At 71.1% G+C, this 18,573-nt stretch carries 15 protein-coding genes, 1 tRNA gene and 1 pseudogene; 9 read left to right on the top strand and 8 right to left on the bottom strand.

Annotation, left to right across the window (positions count from 1 at the left end):
• Positions 1 to 15: 15 nt before the first annotated feature.
• Positions 16 to 2,097 carry a methyltransferase, FxLD system gene (gene fxlM, locus ACFY93_RS12415; RefSeq protein WP_391356770.1) on the top strand — a complete coding sequence of 694 codons (2,082 nt, stop codon included), beginning with the start codon at positions 16 to 18 and terminating at the stop codon, positions 2,095 to 2,097.
• Positions 2,098 to 2,184: 87 nt separating this feature from the next.
• Positions 2,185 to 3,318, top strand: coding sequence for a hypothetical protein (locus tag ACFY93_RS12410; protein ID WP_391356767.1), 1,134 nt, complete (start codon positions 2,185 to 2,187; stop codon positions 3,316 to 3,318).
• A gap of 6 nt (positions 3,319 to 3,324) precedes the next feature.
• Here the strand turns inward: ACFY93_RS12410 and ACFY93_RS12405 are convergent.
• Both ACFY93_RS12405 and ACFY93_RS12400 read right to left on the bottom strand, forming a co-directional pair.
• Positions 3,325 to 3,805 (bottom strand): annotated as a pseudogene (locus ACFY93_RS12405) (mobilization protein); the annotation flags it as partial.
• A 112-nt stretch (positions 3,806 to 3,917) separates the two neighbouring features.
• Positions 3,918 to 3,990, bottom strand: a tRNA-Arg gene (locus tag ACFY93_RS12400).
• Between the two features lie 287 nt (positions 3,991 to 4,277).
• On the opposite strand from ACFY93_RS12400, the gene ACFY93_RS12395 reads away from it, so the two are divergent.
• Complete coding sequence (locus tag ACFY93_RS12395; RefSeq protein WP_391356764.1) at positions 4,278 to 4,880, top strand: hypothetical protein; 603 nt, start codon at positions 4,278 to 4,280, stop codon at positions 4,878 to 4,880.
• Positions 4,881 to 4,908: 28 nt separating this feature from the next.
• On the opposite strand, the gene ACFY93_RS12390 is transcribed toward ACFY93_RS12395, so the two are convergent.
• Complete coding sequence (locus ACFY93_RS12390; RefSeq protein WP_391356761.1) at positions 4,909 to 5,205, bottom strand: GntR family transcriptional regulator; 297 nt, start codon at positions 5,203 to 5,205, stop codon at positions 4,909 to 4,911.
• A 242-nt stretch (positions 5,206 to 5,447) separates the two neighbouring features.
• Between ACFY93_RS12390 and ACFY93_RS12385 the strand changes: the two genes are divergently transcribed.
• On the top strand, positions 5,448 to 5,672 hold the full coding sequence (locus tag ACFY93_RS12385) for a hypothetical protein (protein ID WP_391356758.1): 225 nt from the start codon (positions 5,448 to 5,450) through the stop codon (positions 5,670 to 5,672).
• A gap of 103 nt (positions 5,673 to 5,775) precedes the next feature.
• Here ACFY93_RS12385 and ACFY93_RS12380 read toward each other — a convergent pair whose 3' ends face one another.
• Positions 5,776 to 6,231, bottom strand: a complete 456-nt coding sequence (locus tag ACFY93_RS12380; RefSeq protein ID WP_391356755.1) for an Lrp/AsnC ligand binding domain-containing protein — start codon at positions 6,229 to 6,231, stop codon at positions 5,776 to 5,778.
• A 111-nt stretch (positions 6,232 to 6,342) separates the two neighbouring features.
• Between ACFY93_RS12380 and ACFY93_RS12375 the strand changes: the two genes are divergently transcribed.
• Positions 6,343 to 7,365: an SMP-30/gluconolactonase/LRE family protein gene (locus tag ACFY93_RS12375; RefSeq protein ID WP_391356752.1), complete on the top strand. Its 1,023-nt coding sequence runs from the start codon at positions 6,343 to 6,345 to the stop codon at positions 7,363 to 7,365.
• 17 nt (positions 7,366 to 7,382) lie between these two features.
• On the opposite strand, the gene ACFY93_RS12370 is transcribed toward ACFY93_RS12375, so the two are convergent.
• Positions 7,383 to 9,368, bottom strand: a complete 1,986-nt coding sequence (locus ACFY93_RS12370) for an acyl-CoA dehydrogenase (protein ID WP_391356749.1) — start codon at positions 9,366 to 9,368, stop codon at positions 7,383 to 7,385.
• A 431-nt stretch (positions 9,369 to 9,799) separates the two neighbouring features.
• On the opposite strand from ACFY93_RS12370, the gene ACFY93_RS12365 reads away from it, so the two are divergent.
• Together ACFY93_RS12365 and ACFY93_RS12360 are read left to right on the top strand one after the other, a co-directional pair.
• Positions 9,800 to 10,483 (top strand): ScbR family autoregulator-binding transcription factor, encoded by a 684-nt coding sequence (locus ACFY93_RS12365; RefSeq protein ID WP_391356746.1) that lies wholly within the window; start codon positions 9,800 to 9,802, stop codon positions 10,481 to 10,483.
• A gap of 177 nt (positions 10,484 to 10,660) precedes the next feature.
• Positions 10,661 to 11,338 carry a ScbR family autoregulator-binding transcription factor gene (locus ACFY93_RS12360; protein WP_391356743.1) on the top strand — a complete coding sequence of 226 codons (678 nt, stop codon included), beginning with the start codon at positions 10,661 to 10,663 and terminating at the stop codon, positions 11,336 to 11,338.
• A 76-nt stretch (positions 11,339 to 11,414) separates the two neighbouring features.
• On the opposite strand, the gene ACFY93_RS12355 is transcribed toward ACFY93_RS12360, so the two are convergent.
• Both ACFY93_RS12355 and ACFY93_RS12350 read right to left on the bottom strand, forming a co-directional pair.
• Positions 11,415 to 13,325: an IclR family transcriptional regulator C-terminal domain-containing protein gene (locus tag ACFY93_RS12355; protein WP_391356856.1), complete on the bottom strand. Its 1,911-nt coding sequence runs from the start codon at positions 13,323 to 13,325 to the stop codon at positions 11,415 to 11,417.
• A gap of 160 nt (positions 13,326 to 13,485) precedes the next feature.
• Entirely contained in the window at positions 13,486 to 14,760 is a 1,275-nt protein-coding gene (locus tag ACFY93_RS12350) for a M6 family metalloprotease domain-containing protein (protein WP_391356740.1), read from the bottom strand.
• 344 nt (positions 14,761 to 15,104) lie between these two features.
• On the opposite strand from ACFY93_RS12350, the gene ACFY93_RS12345 reads away from it, so the two are divergent.
• Positions 15,105 to 15,749, top strand: a complete 645-nt coding sequence (locus tag ACFY93_RS12345; RefSeq protein WP_391356739.1) for a TetR family transcriptional regulator — start codon at positions 15,105 to 15,107, stop codon at positions 15,747 to 15,749.
• Between the two features lie 394 nt (positions 15,750 to 16,143).
• Positions 16,144 to 17,706 carry a DHA2 family efflux MFS transporter permease subunit gene (locus ACFY93_RS12340; RefSeq protein WP_391356737.1) on the top strand — a complete coding sequence of 521 codons (1,563 nt, stop codon included), beginning with the start codon at positions 16,144 to 16,146 and terminating at the stop codon, positions 17,704 to 17,706.
• A gap of 168 nt (positions 17,707 to 17,874) precedes the next feature.
• Here ACFY93_RS12340 and ACFY93_RS12335 read toward each other — a convergent pair whose 3' ends face one another.
• On the bottom strand, positions 17,875 to 18,384 hold the full coding sequence (locus ACFY93_RS12335; RefSeq protein WP_391356734.1) for a MarR family transcriptional regulator: 510 nt from the start codon (positions 18,382 to 18,384) through the stop codon (positions 17,875 to 17,877).
• Positions 18,385 to 18,573 lie beyond the last annotated feature (189 nt).

Below are 18,573 nucleotides of genomic sequence, written 5' to 3'. Positions count from 1 at the left end.
GACCGAAGGACCTCTATGCCTCCCGACAACTGGCAGCAGCACAACATCACCTTCGTCGACCGCGAGATTGCCCAGCGCACCATCGCCGAACGCCTCGGCCCCGCCCTGATCGAGGCCGAGGCCGACGGGCAGCTCACCGTCTGGTGGTTCATGAACAAGCAGCCCTGGCCGCTGCGTTACCTCGCCGACAAGCCCTCACCCGCCATTGAGTCGCTCCTGAGCGATCTCATCGGCGACGGCGTGGCCGTGTCGTGCCTGCCCGGCGTCTACGAGCCCGAGACCGACGCATTCGGCGGACCCGAGGCCATAGACGCAGCTCACGAACTGTTCCACAGCGACTCCCGCCACCTGCTCGCTTACCAGCCGAACCCGATGCACGTGGGACGCCGGGAGACCGCCGTCCTGCTGGCGAGCGTCATGATGCGCGGTGCTGGACTCGACTGGTTCGAACAGGGCGACGTATGGGCGAAGGTTGCGGCCCTTCGCCAGGCCACCAATCCACCACACCCCGAACGAGCCGCCGAACTGGTCCCGCCCATGCGGAAGCTCATGACCGCCGACGCCCACAGCCTCTGCCGCCTGGGCGGCCCACTCCACACTCACGAGGAATGGGTGACCGCCTTCGAACGGGCCGGTGCCACGCTCGCCGACCTCGCAGGCCGCGGCGCCCTCACCCGCGGCCTGCGAGCCGTCATCGCCCACCACGTGATCTTCCACGCCAACCGCGCAGGTCTACTCCGGGACGACCAGAGCGCCCTGTCCCACACCGCACGAGAGGTAGTCATGGGAACGAGTGACCACACCGAGTCGCCCACCGAGGCAACGGCCAGCATCGATAGCGTCAGCGCGGTGAACACCGACACGATCACCACCCCCACGGCGGACGCCGAGCGTCTCCGCAACGCCCTGGTCGACCAGCTCCGCGCGGACGGACACGCCCGCACGCCCGCCGTCGAGACCGCGTTGCGGACCGTACCCCGCCACGTGTTCGTGCCCGTCGCGTCACTCGAAGACGCCTACGCCAACGCGCCGGTACACATCAAGTACGACACCGACGGAACGTCCATCTCCTGCGCCTCCCAGCCGGGCGTCGTCGCCCTCATGCTGGATCAGCTCGACGCCCAGCCAGGCGAGCGCATCCTCGAACTCGGTGCCGGCACCGGCTACAACGCCGGTCTGCTAGCCCACCTGGTCGGTGAGAACGGAAATGTGACCACCCTCGACGTCGATGACGATCTCGTGGAGGGTGCCCGCACGCATCTCGCCGCCGCCGGAATCACCAACGTCGAGGCCGTGACCCGCGACGGGGCCCTCGGCTACGCCGAAGCAGCGCCGTATGACCGGATCATCGCCACCGTTGGCGCGCACGGTGTACCGCACGCCTGGCTGCAGCAGCTCGCACCCGGCGGCCGGCTCCTCGTCCCCCAGCGTCTCAAGGGCACGGTCTCCCGCTCCATCGCCTACGAGCAGCGCGACGGCCGGTGGGTGTCCCTCGGTAGCGAGATGAACACCTTCATGCCGCTGAGGCGGGGCATCGCTGACGACGACCGCCGAGTGATCCCTCTCAGCGCGGACGGCGCCGTACGACTCCAGGCCCCCGCCGGGCTCAGCATCGACGCCGATGCCCTCGCGGGCGTACTTGACCAGCCGCGTACCGAGGAGTGGACCGGTATGACGGTCCGTGCCATGGAGCCGCCGGAGTGGATGGAACTGTTCGTCACCTGCTCCCTGCCCTCCGGTCTGATCCGGATGCTGTTCCCCCAGAGCGCCAAGGGCAGTCTGCTCACCGAGGACCCCTACCCCTCGTCGTCCGCGGTCGTCGACAAGGGGGCTGTCACCTACTTCGCCCGGCGCCTTTCGAAGGAGAAGACGCCCGAGGGCGGCAAGCTCTGGGAGTTCGGTGTCGTCGGCCATGGCCCCGGCAGCGATGAGCTGGCCGCGAGGGTCGCCGACGCCATCCGCACCTGGGACCGCGACTACCGCGACCGTGAGGCCACGTTCGAAATCCAGCCTCTCGACGCCCCGGAGATCGAGCAGCGCCCGGGTCTCTTCGCTCTCGACACCCCGCTGAACCGCATCGTCGTCGACTGGCGGTGACGCCGCGCGTGTAGCGGACGGTGCCTGCGGCACGCAGGCAGCGGGCACCGTCGCCCCACTAGCCCTCACTCACACACTGGGGGACCCATGGATCCGCACGGACCTACGGCCCAGCGCTTCCCGCTCGTCGCTCGATTCCGGCCCGCCTGTCTGCCCCTGCCCGAGCGTGTGCGCAGTCTCGTCGACCTGGTCGACACCGCGGTGATCAAGACCGACCAAGGGCTTGCATCGGCTGTCTACAATCAGGCTGCGCTCATCGCCTCCGACCTCGGCCTTCCCGATCTCGCCCGCGAGATGTGCCACCAGCACGCCGCCGCCTACCTCCACGCCTGCCCCCTCCCCGGTATGAGCGCGATCCGAGGGTTGGAACCGGTCGTCAACCTGGCCCGCCTCCAGATCCGCGCCGGCCGCGCAGATGAGGGGCGTCAGCGACTGCTCGACCTATACAAGGCCGTCGAGGCGGGCACAGCCGCCCGCTTCGAGGGCGTCAACGTACCCGTGGACCTCACTACGACCGACGAAGACCGCCAGGAGGTTCGCGCCTGGCTGTGGCGCGTCCTCCTCGCAGACGGCACACGCACCCTCACCACCGAGGGGCGATGGGCCGAGGCGCTGGCGCACATCGAAGCCCACCATGGCATCGGAAAACGGATGCTCGACGGTCGACAGGTCGCCGTGCTCGCCGCCCTCGCTGCAGGTGACACAGCGTGGGCAGCTGTCCTCCTTGCCGACACGATGCCCGGCGACCCGTGGGAACAAGCCGTCACGGCATGCCTGATCGTTCTATGCCGCCGCGACGCCGGGCAGCCGAGCGACGGTCACCTGGCGGACCTGGTGAGGGCCTACCTCGGACGGAAGACCGAACCCGGGATGACCGTCTTCGACACCCGGCTCGGACTTACAGTCCTCAACGCGATCGGTTCCGCCGGGGCGCTCGCCGCGCACCGCATCGTCGAGCACCTCCACCGCAGGACGACGGACGCAGAAGACGGCTACGCGGCCCGCGAGAACTTGGCTCATCCTCTGTTCACCGAGATCGCCACGGACCGGCAGGTGCAGGACTGTCGCACGCTGGTGCGCGCCTGCTCCCTCGGCGCTGGGATCCTCCCGGACGAGCTGCGAGGAGAGCTGACGGCGGCTCTGCGCGCCAGCGATAGCGTGATCCGGGAGAGCGTCGCACGTTCCTCCGATCCCGGAGGAACGCAACCCGTCCGGTTCTGACGGTGTTTATCGGTGCTGTCGGTGCTGCTGTTTGGCAGGCGAGGGAGGCACCGAGGGGAGCCGACCGTTTCCGGTCTGCTGAGTGGGGATCGAGCCTGCCATGGTCGACTGCATGCGGGCGGCTTCGGCTCGGCGGTTGGGTGCTGGGTTTCGGCCGGTGTGCTGGATGCGGGTGATCAGGATGCGGGCGGGTTGACGGGCGGTGGTCAGCTCTCGCTGGGCAGCGGCTTCCTTGAGGAGTTGGTGGGGTTGGTGGCCGCGGGCTTCGGCGTCGGCGAGGACGGTGGCGAGCGCGGGCCAGGCCGGGTCGGTGAGAATTCGCTCGGCGTGGTCGGGGACGGCTGCTCGTACGTCGCTGGCGAGAACGCGGCGGGCTTGATCCCTGGGTGGCCGGGCTGTGAGCTCGGCGAGCGTCGGGGCGAGGGCCAGGTCGGGCGGCTGTCTGGAGGTGGTGGACGGTTTGGCGGGTGGCGTCGGCCTGGTGGGCGTCTCCGTCCGCTCACGCACCGCTCACGCAAACGGCCCCGGACGAGGAGCCCGAGGCCGACCAGAGCGCCTCCCTGGGGGGAGGAACCCCAGGTCGGACCGGTAGTGCGTTGTGCCCCCGGCAGGATTCGAACCTGCGACACCCGCTTTAGGAGAGCGGTGCTCTATCCCCTGAGCTACGAAGGCAGGGATGTGTGGGCAGAGGTGTTGGGATCTGCCCGTGGTGGGCGGATTCCGGGTCTCTGGGTCCAGGCATCCACAAGGCGTGCCACCTAGGTGGCGCACCGGCCACAGTCTAGCGGTTGCCGCCGTGTGCCGAGGGGGCGGTTGCGCTGTGGGGCGTGGTTCCGGTGATCAGCCTCGGCCTCGTGGTTTGCGGTGATGAGGCGCGTGGGCGGCCTCAGTGCTACACAGTCGCCTTTGAGTATGAGTGCTCATGACCAGGTGCTGGGCCGGTTTCTAGCGTGACCTGCATGGATACGGATTCGGACCGCACTGACGCCGCACCCGTGAAGTCAGGGTGCTTCACCGGCTGCGCGATCGGCATGCTCGTTCTCACCGTCCTGGTCGCTCTCGGGGCCTGGCAGCTCGGCGAGCTGGAGAAGGGGCTGGACGGGTACGGGCAGCTCGAGCAGAGTGGCGCCTCCGGCAGCGTGGCGGATCCTCTCGGCCCCGGGGCGACCGCTCGGTACGAGGACGGACTCAAGGTCACGGTCAGCCCTCCGCGTCGGGGGGCCGACGGCAGCTACAACTGGACGGTCACCTACGACAACGGTACCGACGAGGAGCTGTTGCCGGGCGGCGATTCGGCCGATGACAGCGTCAGTGAGCTGGGCTCCGCTCCCCTCACCGTCCGCGCCGGCGAGTCCCTCGACGACTACTCCGAGTACGACCTGACCTGGGTCAACCGGCAGGAGTCCGCCCGCCTCCTCATGGAGCCCCTCGGCGAGGGGGAGACGCGCAGCATCCCGGTCGCCGTCACGCCGATCGAGCGAGGCATCCCGGTCACGATCGAGGTCGCCCCACCGGGCGCCGGCGATCACGAGACGGCGTACTTCCAGGTCACGCTGGATTGAGGGAGCGGAACTGTAGGGCCCCGGGCACTCAGTCGGCGGGCGTGTTCTTACTGTCCGGTGCGCTGGTCGGAGGCCGCTCCACGACGAATGAGCCCTTTCCGTGGACGGTCACGATGAGTCCTCGTTCGCGGAGTTCCTGGGCGGTGCGGCGCGCGGTGAGCCTCGCGACGCCGTACTCGTCGGCGAGATGGTGCTCCGACGGGATGGGCCTGTCCGGAGCCAGCTCTCCCGATTCGATCTTCTTGGCGATGACGTCGGCCAGTTGCACGTAGAGCGGCCTCGCGCTCATCGGGTCCAGGGCTGTTGGCTGCTCTTTATCGCTCATGTGTCCAACGTAGGCAGGCGCCGATACGCACGTTCAGATAGATCCCTCTGTACTTGTATGTAGAGGGCTATATCTAGGTGTACTTTCGATGACGTGAAACCCCGGCGAGGTGGCGAGACCTCCCGGGGCGTGGTCAACGCTGCTAAGGAGCGTCAACATGCCCAACCCTATCCGCCGTCTCATCCGCCGGGTGGGCCTTCTTCTCGGGCCCGGGACCGGGGTTCATCGTGCGCCTCATAGCCATGAGGGGCGGCCCCTCTCTCCTCCTTGCCGACGAGGCGGAGGTCCGCCAGCTCGCCGAGGGGCTGGATGTGCTCCGGTCCGCCCGGCAGGTGCTGGGCGATCCCGTGTCCCCGAACGCCGAGGTGCGCTACACCGCGATCCGGCTGACCGAGTGCCTCGCCGACGCGCTCAGGGTCGCGGAGTCCCGTGGCCGGCGCCTGCCCCTGGCCGACGGCGGCACCTGACGCGGGCAGCGGTGGGGTCGCCTCCCGGCGACGAGCGGTGGGGCCGCCTCACCGTGACGGGCGCCGCCTCCCGGTGACGGGCGACGGCGCACGGTCGGGCGGCTCACGTTGGGTCGGTGGTCAGTTCGGGGGACAGCGGGCGCTCGAAGAAGGTTTCGAGCACCACCGTCGCCTGGGTGCCGCTGACTCCGTCGATGGCGTAGATCCGGCGCAGTACGTCCTGCAGTTGCTCGGTGGTCGAGGTTCTGACCTTGACCAGCACCGAGGCGCTGCCCGCGATGACGTGTGCCTCCAGGATCTCGGGGAGCGCTGCGAAGGCCTCCGCGGACTCGCCCATCCAGGAGGTCGAGTCGACCATCACGTAGGCGAGGACGGTGCTGCCCACCGCTGCCGGGTCCACGTCGACGGTGGTGCGCCGGATGACGCCGCGCTCCCGCAGCTTCCGTACGCGCTCGTGGGCGGCGCCGGCGGACAGGCCGGCCGCCTCTCCCAGTGCGGCGTAGGACTGGGTGGCGTCCAGCTGGAGTTGGGTCAGCAGGGCGCGATCGATGTGATCCACGACTCTCCATTCGAAGTTCTCTGGCATTGACCATATTTCATACGGCAATCTCTGTGCCAAGCCGTATCAGGTTCGGTTCGGTTCCTGAGGGTGTGACGGAGGGAAGAGTTCATGAGCAGCATGCGTTCGGACTTGTACGAGATGCTCGACGACCGGTTCCGGACCGGGCGGTGCATGAACGGGGACGACGCACTGGAGGTGCTGTACACCGGCTGCCGCTGGGCCGAGGGGCCGGTCTATCTGCCCGCCTGGCGGCAGGTCGTCTGGAGCGACATCCCCAACGACCGGATGCTGCGGTGGGACGAGGAGACGGGCGCCGTCAGCGTCTTCCGCCGTTCCGCCGGGCACACCAACGGCAACACCCTCGACCGCCAGGGCCGGTTGATCACCTGTGAGCAGGGCAACCGCCGCGTGACCCGCACCGAACACGACGGCACGGTCACGGTGCTGGCCGACCGGTGGCAGGACAAGCGCCTGAACAGTCCGAACGACGCGGCGGTGAAGTCCGACGGTTCGATCTGGTTCTCCGACCCCGACTTCGGCATCACGAGCGACTACGAGGGCTACCGCGCGGAGAGCGAGATCGGCTCCAACAACGTCTACCGCATCGACCCGGCGACGGGTGAAGTACGGCTGGTCGCCGACTGTTTCGCCGCGCCGAACGGGCTGGTCTTCTCGCACGACGAGCGGCGGCTGTTCGTCTCCGACACCCGGGCGGGCTTCATCCGGGTCTTCGACGTGCGCGACGACGGCACCCTGTCCGAGGGTGAGGTCTTCGCCGACGCGTCGGCCCGCGAGAAGGCGCGCTTCGACAACCTCCGCTTCGACGACGACGGGAGGCTCTGGGCCGCCGCGATGGGCGACGGTGTGCACTGCTACGACCCGGACGGCACCCTGATCGGACGGCTCGACGTCCCCGAGGCGGTCTCCAACATCTCCTGGGGCGGCGCCAAGCGCAACCGGCTCTTCATCACCGCGGAGACCAGCCTCTACTCGGTGGTCATGGGCGTAACGGGGACCCATCCCACAGGACCGGGACACCGGCCCTGGGCGACGTCGTGGAGAACGCGCCATCGACGGCTGGCATCGGTAAGCGGCACAGGGAGCTCAGGCGACCCTCTTCGCCTCCGATAGGGACGTTCACCCGTACCTCACTCCGACCGGTCGCCTGGTCCCCCGGCGATCGTGCCGCCGCTCGCTATCGGGATGCGGGACAGTAGTTCCGGTGGGACGTCGAAGGCGTCGGTGAGGGTCGGCAGGTGGGGGGCCAGGCCGGCGGTGAGGGTGGCGAGTTCGCGGGGGAGGGACCGTACCTGGTCGGGGGTGAGCAGGCCCTCCGCGAGCAGGTCGCCGGTGTGCTCGCGCAGCCGGTGCAGGAGGAAGAGGCGGCAGAGGGAGCGCAGGAGTGCGCGGGCCGTGGCGGTCGTGGCGCGCTCGGACGCCGTCAGGAACGCGTCGGCCGCCTGGCGGCAGGCGTGGGCCGAGACCATCTCCAGGGCCGGCGCCGACGCCGCGTTCCAGCGGCCCAGCGGGTCGCCCGACGGGCCCTCGCGCAGGGCCGCGCGGGCGCGCGTCTGCCAGATCGTCTCCGCCTCGGCCAGCAGGTCGCGCAGGAACCCCGGGTCCGTCAGATCGCCGGGGGCGGCGCGGTCGTCCGGGCCGAGCGTGGGGGACTGGCCGAGCGCGGGGGACCGGGTGTGCGTGAGGGGCTGGCCGGGCGTGGGGGACCGGGTGTGCGGGCGGGGGGCGGGCTCGTCCGGGCGGGGGGTGCCGTCGCCGGTGCGGGCCGGGCGTGGGGCGAAGACCATCTCCGAGGCCGCCTTCACCCAGATGACCAGGTTGTCGCCCTCCGCCGTGATACCGCCCTCGATGTTCTGGGGGAGGTCGGAGAGGCCGTTGGCGGGGAAGAGTCCCTGGGCTCCGCAGCGCTCGCGGCACTCGGTCGTGATGGTCCGGGCCTGCCAGGTGATCCAGCCCTTGGCGATCGCGGCGAGCCGCTCCACCTCCTCCCGGTCGTCCTCGGTGCGCCGGGCGAACCGCTCCACGACCGTACGGTGCAGGAACGTCATCGCGTACGCCGTCGCCAGCGCGCCGAGCAGCCGGCTGTGGTGACTGGCGTGGGCGGCCAGCGGGACCCGCTCGCCCGCCCTCGGCCCGGCGATGAGGCGGGTGTGCGCGTGGCGCACCGCGATGGTCAGCGCGGCGCGTGACATGCCGAGCGTCCCGGCGCTCATGCAGAGCTTGCCCATGGTGACGCGGTGGATGGAGCGCAGCAGCCGTTTGCGCTTGTTGCCGAGGGTGCTGGTCAGGGTGCCGTCCGGGCCGAGGCGGCCGTGCTCGGCCTCCAGCATGGCCTCGCGGGGCAGCCACATGTGGTCGAAGGAGGTGAGGGAGTGGTCGACCGGGGTGCCGGTGCGCTCGGGAAGAGCGTGGACCCGTACGCCGGGAAGGTCCCCGCCGCTGTCGCTGAGCGGGCTCAGGAAGAGGTAGACGCCCTGGTCCTCGCCGTCGACGACGAGGCGCGCGGCCACCAGGGCGGTCTTGGGGCCGCCGGCCAGGCCGGTGTTGGGCATGAACTTCCGCGCGCCGGCATCGGGCGTGTGCAGGTGGAAGCCGCCGGTCCGTCGGTCGAGGACGGCGACGGTACGCATGGACGCCACGTCGTTGCCGTGGTCCAGCTCGGTGCACAGGAACGTCCCCGTGCGTTCCAGGGAGGTGTACGGGCTGAGGTCGCGGCGGTCGCCGTCGTGGTCGAGGAGGCTGCCGAGGAACAGGTTGTAGTGGATGCTGGCGAGGGTGGTCAGCCCGCCGTCCACCGGTCCGGTCCACTCGTGCAGAGCGGCCAGCCGGTGGGGGTCGGCCGCGAGGTCCACCGGGCTGTCCACGGCCGCGTTCAGCAGACGCAGACGGTCGTACGACAGGGCGGTCCGCTCGGCAGGCGACAGCCCCGGGCGGTAGGCGAACGCGTCGCCGGCGACCAGTTCGCGCCACGTCCCGTGGACCCGGTCGCGGTCGGCGCCCTCGAAGAGCAGGTGGGTCAGCTCGGCGGCGACCGGGTGCCCCGTGCCGCTGCCCGGGGGCGGGTCGTTCCGGTCGCGTGCTTCCGTCCGCAGGGCCTCGGACGTCACGACAGTCATCGCGTTCCCCCTGGGTGCGGGTCCGGTCAGGTCTGTTCAGGTCTGAGCAGCCACGGCACCGAAGATACGTACCAACCGGTTTTGTTTTCAAGGCGGTTGGCGGCTGGGCGGAGCTTGAGGCGGTGAGCCGGAACCGGCCGTATCTCGTTCGAGGTGGCTCGAGGTGGCTCAAGGGTGGCTCGCGGCCGGCCCGGTGGCGGGCCCGCGGCGGTTCATGGGCCGGTCACCGGGCCGGTCACCGGGCCGGTCACGGGGCGGTGCCGGGGTGGCCGGGAATGGCCTCCGGGGGCTGGTCCCGCGGCTGTCACGGGGCGGCTCGGGTGACCTGCGGCGGTCTCCGGCGGCGATTGAAAAACCGTACGGCTGGTTTTATTCTCGGCCCCTTCGGCACGGTGCGACCGTCCCTCGGCGGGCGGGTACGGAGGATGTTTGTGGCGCGGCAGGAACGGGCCATCCGGACGCGGCAGGCGATCCTCGTCGCCGCGGCCGAGGTGTTCGACGAGGTCGGATACGAGGCGGCGACCATCTCCGACGTCCTGAAGAGGTCCGGGGTCACCAAGGGCGCCCTCTACTTCCACTTCACGTCCAAGGAGGAGCTGGCCCAGGCGGTGCTGGACGCGCAGGTCGCGTCCCTGCCGGCGGTCCCGGCCCAGGAGTTGAAGCTCCAGGAGTCGCTGGACGAGGCGCTGCTGCTGGCCCACCTGCTCCAGCGGGACACGGGCGACCCGATCGTCCAGGGCAGCGTCCGCCTCACCGTCGACCAGGGTTCGCCGAAGGACCACCTGAACCGGCGCGTGCCGATGCGGGGCTGGACCGAGCACACCCAGGCCGTCTTCGAGGAGGCCAGGCGGCGGGGCGAGATCCTGCCGCACGCCGACGTGACCGCCCTGGCCAAGCTGTTCGTCGGAGGATTCACCGGAGTCCAGGTCCTGTCCCGCATCATGACGGACCGTCAGGATCTGGTGGAGCGGGTGGCGGACCTCTACAGGTACCTGATGCCCTCCGTCGCCGTGCCGGGTGTGCTGGTCCGGCTCGACTTCTCCCCCGGCCGGGGCGCGGGCGTGTACGAAGCGGCCGTTCGGCTGCGGGAGTTGGAGGCCGCCGGGGCGGAATGACGTCCCGGTTCCCGTGAGTTCGCCGGGTTTGCGCACCGGGTGCCATGGAAACCGTCATGGGAGCCGTCGTGAAAACCGCGTAGACGGTTTGTTACTGTCGGTCGTGCCTCCAGCAGTGACTGTCGGCTGTACCCCAGAAGCGACTCCCGGTCGTACCCAGCAGGGACGGAGCGCCCGATGGCCAAACAGGAACGTGCCCTACGTACGCGCAACGCCTTGATCGAGTCCGCCGCCGAACTCTTCACCCGGGACGGTTACGAGACGGTCCCGCTGTCCGCGATCAGCGCCCGGGCCGGGGTCAGCAACGGGGCTCTCCACTTCCACTTCGCCAGCAAGGCGGCGCTCGCCGGGGCCGTCGGCGGTGCCGCGGTGCTGCGGTTCGGCCGGATCACCGCCGCGCAGCGGCCACCGGGGGCCGGGGGTTCCCTGCAGACGCTCATCGACGTCAGCCACGTCCTGCTGCACGCCCTCGGGCACGACGTCGTCCTGCGGGCCGGCTTCGACCTGTGCGACGGCCAGGAGAGGTGCGGCGCGGACGAGAATCTCCGCCGCAGGTGGCAGCAGTGGGTGGAGGAGTCGCTCGTCCGGGCCGAGCGGGAGGGGCTGCTGGCCCGGGGCGTCGCGGCACGGGACGTGGTGACCGTCGTCGTCGCCGCGACCGTCGGCCTCGCGACCCTCGGCGCCCGCGACATCCGCTGGATGTCGCCCAGCAGGCTCACCCGCTTCTGGGTGCTGCTCCTGCCGGGACTCGCGCGGCCCGCTGCCCTCGGCGTGCTGGAGGCGTCCGGCCGCCGGGTGGCGGCCGGTGGAGGCGGGCCCGTACCCATGGCCCGGGCGGCCGCCGGGCGCTGCTGAGGTCACCGGCCGGGCGGGGCCGGGGAGGCGCGTCCGGGGCAAGGACCCGGTGGTGCGGGCTGCGGGCCGCGGGCTCTCAGCCGGTCGGGATCCGTACGAAGCGGCCCGCGAGGTGCAGGTCGGCCTCGACGCGGTCGGCGGCGGCGCGGAGCTGCGGAAGCACCTCGTCCCGGCACTCCCGGGGCGTGCGGCGGCTGCTGTGCATCGCGACGTTGACGGCGGCCACGACCCGTCCCTCGCGGTCACGCACCGGAACGGCCATCGCCCGCAGCCCCACCTCCAGCTCCTCGTCGACGAAGGCGTACCCCTCCACCCGTACGCGCTCCAGCACGGCGGCCAGCTCCGCCGGCTCGGTGATCGTGCGCGGGGTGAGCGCGGGCAGCCGGTCCGGGGGCGGAACGGGCCGCCGCTCCGGCGGGAGGCCCGCCAGCAGCACCCGTCCGAGCGAGGTGGCGTGCGCGGGCAGACGGGTCCCGATCGTCACGTTGACGCTCATGATGCGGTGGGTGGGGACGCGCGCCGTGTACTGGATGAGGTCACCCGTGAGGATCGCCAGCGACGTCGACTCGTGCAGGCGGTGGGAGAGCGCGGTGAGGTGCGGGGTGGCGATCTCGGGCAGCGACGTACGGGACAGCGGGGGGAAGCCGAGGCCCAGCACCCGGGGGGTCAGCCGGAAGACACGGTCGTGCGCGGTGACGTAGCCGAGGTGTTCCAGGGTGATGAGAGCGCGCCGGGCCGTCGCGCGGGCGAGCCCCGTGGTCCGGGCGACCTCCGTGAGCGACAGCTCGGCGTGCCCCTCGTCGAAGCAGGCCACCACGGTCAGCCCGCGGGCCAGCGACTCCACGAAGTCGCGGCCCAGCTCCTGCTTGGACGCGCCCGTCCAGGAGGCGAGCCCGCAGGTGGCCGTGGAGGGATCGGGGGGCGGTGCCTGACGCAGCTCCCGTTCCATCGCGTCCACGGCCGCACGCAAGCGGCTCAGCAGGGTCCGCCGCAGGGACTGGGCGGTGTGCCGGCTGGTGTGGCTCACCACGCTCACCACGCAGGCGATACGGCCGGTGCCGGGGTCGCGCACGGGCACGGACAGGGCGACGAGGCCGGGCTCGATCAGCTGGTCGTCCAGCGCCCACCCGGTCTCCCGCGCGCGGGCGGTGCGGTGCTCGAAGTCGTCACCCAGCCCGCCGGACCCCGACGCGCCGGACCCGGACCCGGACCCCGCTGTGCCGGACCCGGGCCCGTCGGCCAGGAGCCCGCCGGACCCGGACTCGGACCCCGCTGTGCCGGCTCCGGGCCCGTCGGCCAGGAGCCCGCCGGTCACGGACTCGCCGCTCCGGCCCTGCCCGCTCCAGCCCTCGCTGCTCCAGCCGTGGTCGCGCGGGCCTTCGCCGTCGTCGTGGATGCGGTCCCCGCCGCCGGCACCCCCGGCACCCCCGGCACCCCCGTCACCGCCGATGCCGTCGCCTTCGTCGCTCTCGTCGGCGTCGATGGGGCGGCTGCGCGCGGGGACCGCCGGGAAGCCGCGGTCCTCCGGGTCGGCGGAGCGGCGTGCGCGCCAGCGCGTCCACTCCCCTTCGCCCCATTCGGTGGCGAACAGCGGACCGGGGGCGGTGCGTTCCGCCGGCAGGAGGTCGCCGATCCGGAAGCTGAGGGACATCGCGCGGCGCCGTGTGGCCTGGTGGATGAACCGGATGCCGTCCTGGTCGCCGACGGCCAGGGAGACCGACTCGTCCAGCTCGTCGGCGAGTGCGTCGGCGTGCGCCCCGAGCAGCCGCGGCAGCCGGAGAGCGGCCAGATAGGCGTTGCCCAGCTCCATCAGCCGCGGGGCGAGCATGGCGTCCCGGCCGTCCAGACGCACGTACCCCATACGGGCCAGCGTCCCCGTGATCCGGTCGACGGTGGAGCGGGCGAGCCCGGTGGCCCGTTCGAGGCCGCTGAGGCTGACCGCGCCGTCGGCCTCGGTGAGCCGCCGCAGTACGGCGATGCCCCGCATCAAGGGGGCGACGGCCTCGGCCGGCACGGCCGGTTCGGGGGTCCGCCCGGCGTCCTGTCCGGGGCCCGAGCCAGGGGGCGGTGCGGGGTTCGATGGCATGGGCTCTCCGATGCGGATCTCAGATGACACACCGTAATGCCTGCTCCGTCGCCACAGCCGGTCAGCGGCGTGTCACGTACACCCGATAGACGCCCTTGCGGTCGGCCCCGGCGACGGTCACGCGGATGCCCGCCCTGCGGTCCTTGAAGGTCTCGCCGGGAGTGAACGCCGCGTCGGAGAGTTCGGCGTGGACGTTCGGGCTGCGGGTGCAGCCGCCGCTGTCGCGCCGGGAGTCGTAGACGGTGATGGGCCCGTTGCCGGTGTCGACACCCGCGTCGACCTTGTAGACGAGGACGCCGGGCCGGCAGACCGCCTCGTCGTTGCCCTCCTGGGTGCGCAGTTCGAGGGCGTACCCGGTCCTCGGGCCCAGGGGTACGAACACCAGTTTAGGGCCGCCGGGGCGGGCCAGCGGCGTGAGGGTGTACTCCCTGGTCCCGGACGCCGACGCGCAGCTGACCTGCCGCGGGTCGAGCCAGCCGAGCTTCCACTTGTGCCAGCCGAGCAGGTCGTTGCCGGCCCCCCAGTCCTCGCTCATGATGTCCCAGTGGCCGACCGCGCCGCCTCCGTCCTGCGTGTAGAGGTCGGGCAGGCCGAAGGTGTGGCCGTTCTCGTGGGGGAGGACCCGGTAGCCGGTCTGCGCGTACGCACCCGAGCCGTCGTCCTGGCGGCTGTAGACGAAGGACGCGTTGGCGACCGGGACGCCGTCGGCGACGGGTGCCTCCGTGTTCCCGGCGAAGGTCACCGACAGGACGGTGTCGAGGGCGGAGGGGCCCGCGTTGGGGGTGACCAGCACGTTCAGGATGTCGTACTTGCTGAAGTCCACCAGCGGGTCGGCCGTCGTGACGAGGTCCTGGACCAGATCGCGGTAGCCCGGGTCGAAGGGGGCGCCGCGCTCTATCCCGTACTCCTCGAACGTCCTCGGCATCCGCAGCCAGCGCGGCACCGGAACCTCGGGCCGGTAGTCGAGGCGTCCGTACGAGCTGGTGCTGAACCACTTCCTGGTCTTCGGGGAAAACTCCGCTGCCCGGTCGAGCGCGCTGCCCTGACCCGGCGCGTCGGCGAAGTCGATCATGAGGTTCAGGGCGTGGACGGTGCCGGTGGAGCGGGCGTAGCCGGACGAGGTCGGGATGCCCTCGGACATCTGAACGCCGAGCGGGCCGCTGATCATGCAGGGGCCGAGCGCGGTGGGGCGCCCCCGTGCCACGGGGCCAGCCGTCGAGGAGCCCGCCGAGAGGTGACCGGTGCCCGCGGAGGTGCTGACGGCGACGGTCAGGATGCTCACCGCGGCGAACGCGGCCACGCGGCGCGGGCGTATCCGACGTCTCGTGGGCCGCATCCGGTGCCCTTCGCTCCGCGGCAGCCGCCGGTCGCCGACTGCACCCTTCCGATCACCCTGTGTCGAGGGGTGGACGGGCGCGCGCTGAGGCGGACCGATCGTGGGTATCCGCGCCCCGCAAACCTGTGAGGGGCGTCACATCGGGAACGGGAAATAACCGGGGATCGTTTCCCCGTTTAGCCAAGTGCCCGCGTGAAGCGGGGAGCTTTTCCCCGGTTCGCCGGAGCGCCTCACCGGTAAGGCACATCGCCGGCGGCGCACATCGCCGGCAACGGCACACAGAAGAGTCTGACCCCAGGTCGCGCCGGACGAGCCGGACGACCGGACCAGAGAAGGAGTACGTCGTGGAGACCGCCACCCCCGTGCAGCGCCGAGTGCCCCGGCCGCGCGCCGATGCCCTGCGCAACCGGGAGCGGATCGTCGCGGCCGCCCGTGAGATGTTCGTCGAGTTCGGCGCCGAGGTGCCCTTCGACGAGATCGCCCGCCGGGCCGGCGTCGGCAACGCCACGGTGTACCGCAACTTCCCGGACCGCGACGCGCTCGCCCGCGAGGTCGTCTGCTCGGTCATGGACCGCACGTCGGAGCAGATCGAGACGGCACTCGCCGAGGGCGGCGACGCGTTCGAGGCGCTGAGCCGCTTCGCCCACGGCGCCGCCGACGAGCGGATCGGTGCCCTGTGCCCGATGCTGTCCGAGACCTTCGACCAGCACCACCCCGATCTGGTCGCCGCCCGCCACCGGATCACCGGACTGGTCGACGAGCTGATGGAGCGCGCCCGCGCGTCCGGACAGCTGCGCCCCGACGTCGGGACCGGCGACCTGATGATCGCCCTCAGCCAGCTCACCCGGCCGCTGCCCGGCACCGCGTGCCAGGGCATCGACCGCTTCGCGCACCGTCATCTGCAGCTCTTCCTGGACGGCATGCGGGCCCCGGCCCGCTCCGTGCTGCCGGGAGTGGCCGCGACCATGGAGGACCTCCGAGGAGCCTGACCACTTCCGAACGACCGGCGAGCCCGCCCACCGGCGGCCCCCTACGCACTCCGCACAGCATGCCGACCGGCAGCGCGACACATACACCGATTCACACACCGACCGGCAGACCGACTCACACACCGATTCACACACCGACCGGCAGACCGACCCGCCCGACACGTACACCGGGCGACCGGTCCGCGCTCCTGACCGACCCGACCGAACCCGACCGATGACTTTCGCACCCCGCGCCTGTCAGTAGTCGTACGACGCCCCGCAGCAGTCGTACGTCCACCAGACCCGGCATCCGTACGCCGTAGCGCGAGTTTCTATGTCTTTCCGGCCGTCACCGTCGACGAGCCGTGCCTCGAGCCGTCCTTTTCCGTCACGAAGTACCGAAGTGGGTACCCCCATGTCCGAAACAGTCCCGGCCACCGCCTCCAAGGCGGTCCCGGCCACCGAGAACGGCTCCGGCCACAATCCGTGGCGGGCGCTCGTCTTCATCGCGCTCGCCCAGCTCATGGTCGTCCTCGACGCGACCATCGTGAACATCGCGCTGCCCTCCGCCCAGAAGGACCTGGGGATATCCGACGGCAACCGGCAGTGGGTCATCACGGCCTACGCCCTCGCCTTCGGCGGCCTGCTGCTCTTCGGCGGACGCATCGCCGACCTGTGGGGCCGCAAGCGCACCTTCGTCACCGGCCTGATCGGCTTCGCCGGGGCCTCCGCCCTCGGTGGCGCCGCGACGACCGAGGCCATGATGCTCGGCGCCCGCGCGCTGCAGGGCGCGTTCGGCGCGCTCCTCGCGCCCGCCGCGCTGTCGCTGCTCGCGGTGATGTTCACCGACGCCAAGGAACGCGCCAAGGCGTTCGGCATCTACGGTGCGATCGCCGGTGGCGGCGGCGCCGTCGGCCTGATCCTCGGCGGCTTCCTCACCGAGTACCTGAACTGGCGCTGGACCTTCTTCGTCAACATCCCGTTCGCGATCGTCGCCGCCGCGGGCGCCTACTTCGTCATCCGCGAGCCGGCCGGCGGCCGCAACCGCTCGCCACTCGACATCCCGGGCGTCATCCTCTCCACCCTCGGTCTCGTCTCGCTGGTGTACGGCTTCACCCGCGCCGAGTCGGTCGGCTGGAGCGACCCGACGACCGTCGGCCTGTTCGTCGCGGCCGCGGTGCTGCTCGCGGTGTTCGTCCTGGTCGAGTCCAAGGTCAAGGCCCCGCTGCTGCCGCTGCGCGTCATCACCGAGCGCAACCGCGGCGGTGTGTACCTCTCGCTGGGTCTCGCGGTCATCGCGATGTTCGGCCTGTTCCTCTTCCTGACGTACTACCTGCAGATCGTGAAGGGCTACTCGCCGGTCAAGACCGGCTTCGCCTTCCTGCCGATGATCGCGGGCATGATCACGGGCTCCACCCAGATCGGCGCCCGCCTGATGACCCGCGTCCCGCCGCGGCTGCTGATGGGCCCCGGCTTCCTGGTCGCCGCCCTCGGCATGCTGCTGCTGACCCAGCTGGAGATCGGCTCCTCGTACGCGGGCCTGCTGCTCCCGGGCCAGCTGCTGCTCGGCCTCGGCATGGGTACCGCGTTCATGCCGGCCATGTCCCTGGCCACGTACGGTGTGCAGGCGCGTGACGCCGGTGTCGCCTCCGCGATGGTGAACACCTCGCAGCAGGTGGGCGGCGCGATCGGCACGGCCCTGCTGAACACGATCGCCGCCTCGGCGACGACCTCGTACATCAAGGACCACATCGGCACGGCCGCCTCCAAGCCGCAGCAGAAGCTCGTCCAGCTGCAGGGCATGGTGGACGGCTACACCAGCGCCATCTGGTTCGCCGTCGGCATCCTCGTGGTCTCGGCGACGATCGCCCTGACCCTGATCAACACCGGCCGGCCCGGTGCCTCCCAGGCCGCCGGCGCGGACGACGCGACCGAGGGCGTCGAGGACGAGTTCCGGGTGCCGGTGGTCGCCCACTGACCGGAGGCGCCCGGTGGCCGCTCGCCGGCGCCGGGCGCCCTTGGGCCGCCCACCCGGGCCGGCCGGCCCCTCCGGGTGCCGGCCGCGTGAACCCGTGCGTACGGGGGGTGGGGACGCCTCGTACGCACGACCCCAGGACCTGCCCCGGTTCCGAGCCGAGTCCGGCGATCAGCGGAGCCAGGGCAGGTCCGCGCCCGCCTCCTTCGGCTGAAGACCCTCGGCGACGATCTGCATGATTTCGCCGAGGGTCTTCTGCTGTTCGGGGCTCAGCCGGTCGAAGAGCGCCTGCCGTACGGCGGCCACGTGGCCCGGAGCGGTCCGCCTCAGCTCCGCGCGGCCCTCGTCCGTCAGTACCGCGAACTGCCCGCGCTTGTCCGAGGGACAGTCCTCGCGCCGCACCCATCCGCTCTTCTCCAGGCGGGCGATCGCGTGCGAGAGGCGCGAACGGGTGATCTTGGCGTTCATGGCCAGCTCGGTCATCCGCAGCCGCCCGCGAGGGGCCTCGTCGAGCTGGACGAGCAGACCGTAGTAGATGTGCGGCATCCCCGCGTCGCGCTGGAGCTGCCGGTCGAGATGGTCCTCGAGGAGAGTGGCGGCGTGCATGTAGGCGCGCCAGGTGCGCTGCTCCTCGGCGGTGAGCCAGCGGGGCTCCTCGGCGGAGGTGGATGCCGTGTTCATGTATCCCACTGTACGAGCCTTGTTCTTGAATGTTAAACAACCACGCGTTATGCTGGGTCATAACTTGAGAATTCAAGTACATGTCCGGAGGCTTCGAGCAGCGGCCGGGCCGCCGTCCGCCGAGCGAGCGGCCGTCACCCGGCTTCTCGCACATGCCTCGCTGTTCCTCATCGCCCGCCGCAGTGCCGA

Source organism: Streptomyces sp. NPDC008313, from assembly GCF_042956125.1.
Taxonomy (GTDB): Bacteria; Actinomycetota; Actinomycetes; order Streptomycetales; family Streptomycetaceae; genus Streptomyces.
The sequence above is the reverse complement of the archived record's forward strand: the minus strand, read 5'-3'. Positions and strand labels throughout refer to the sequence as shown.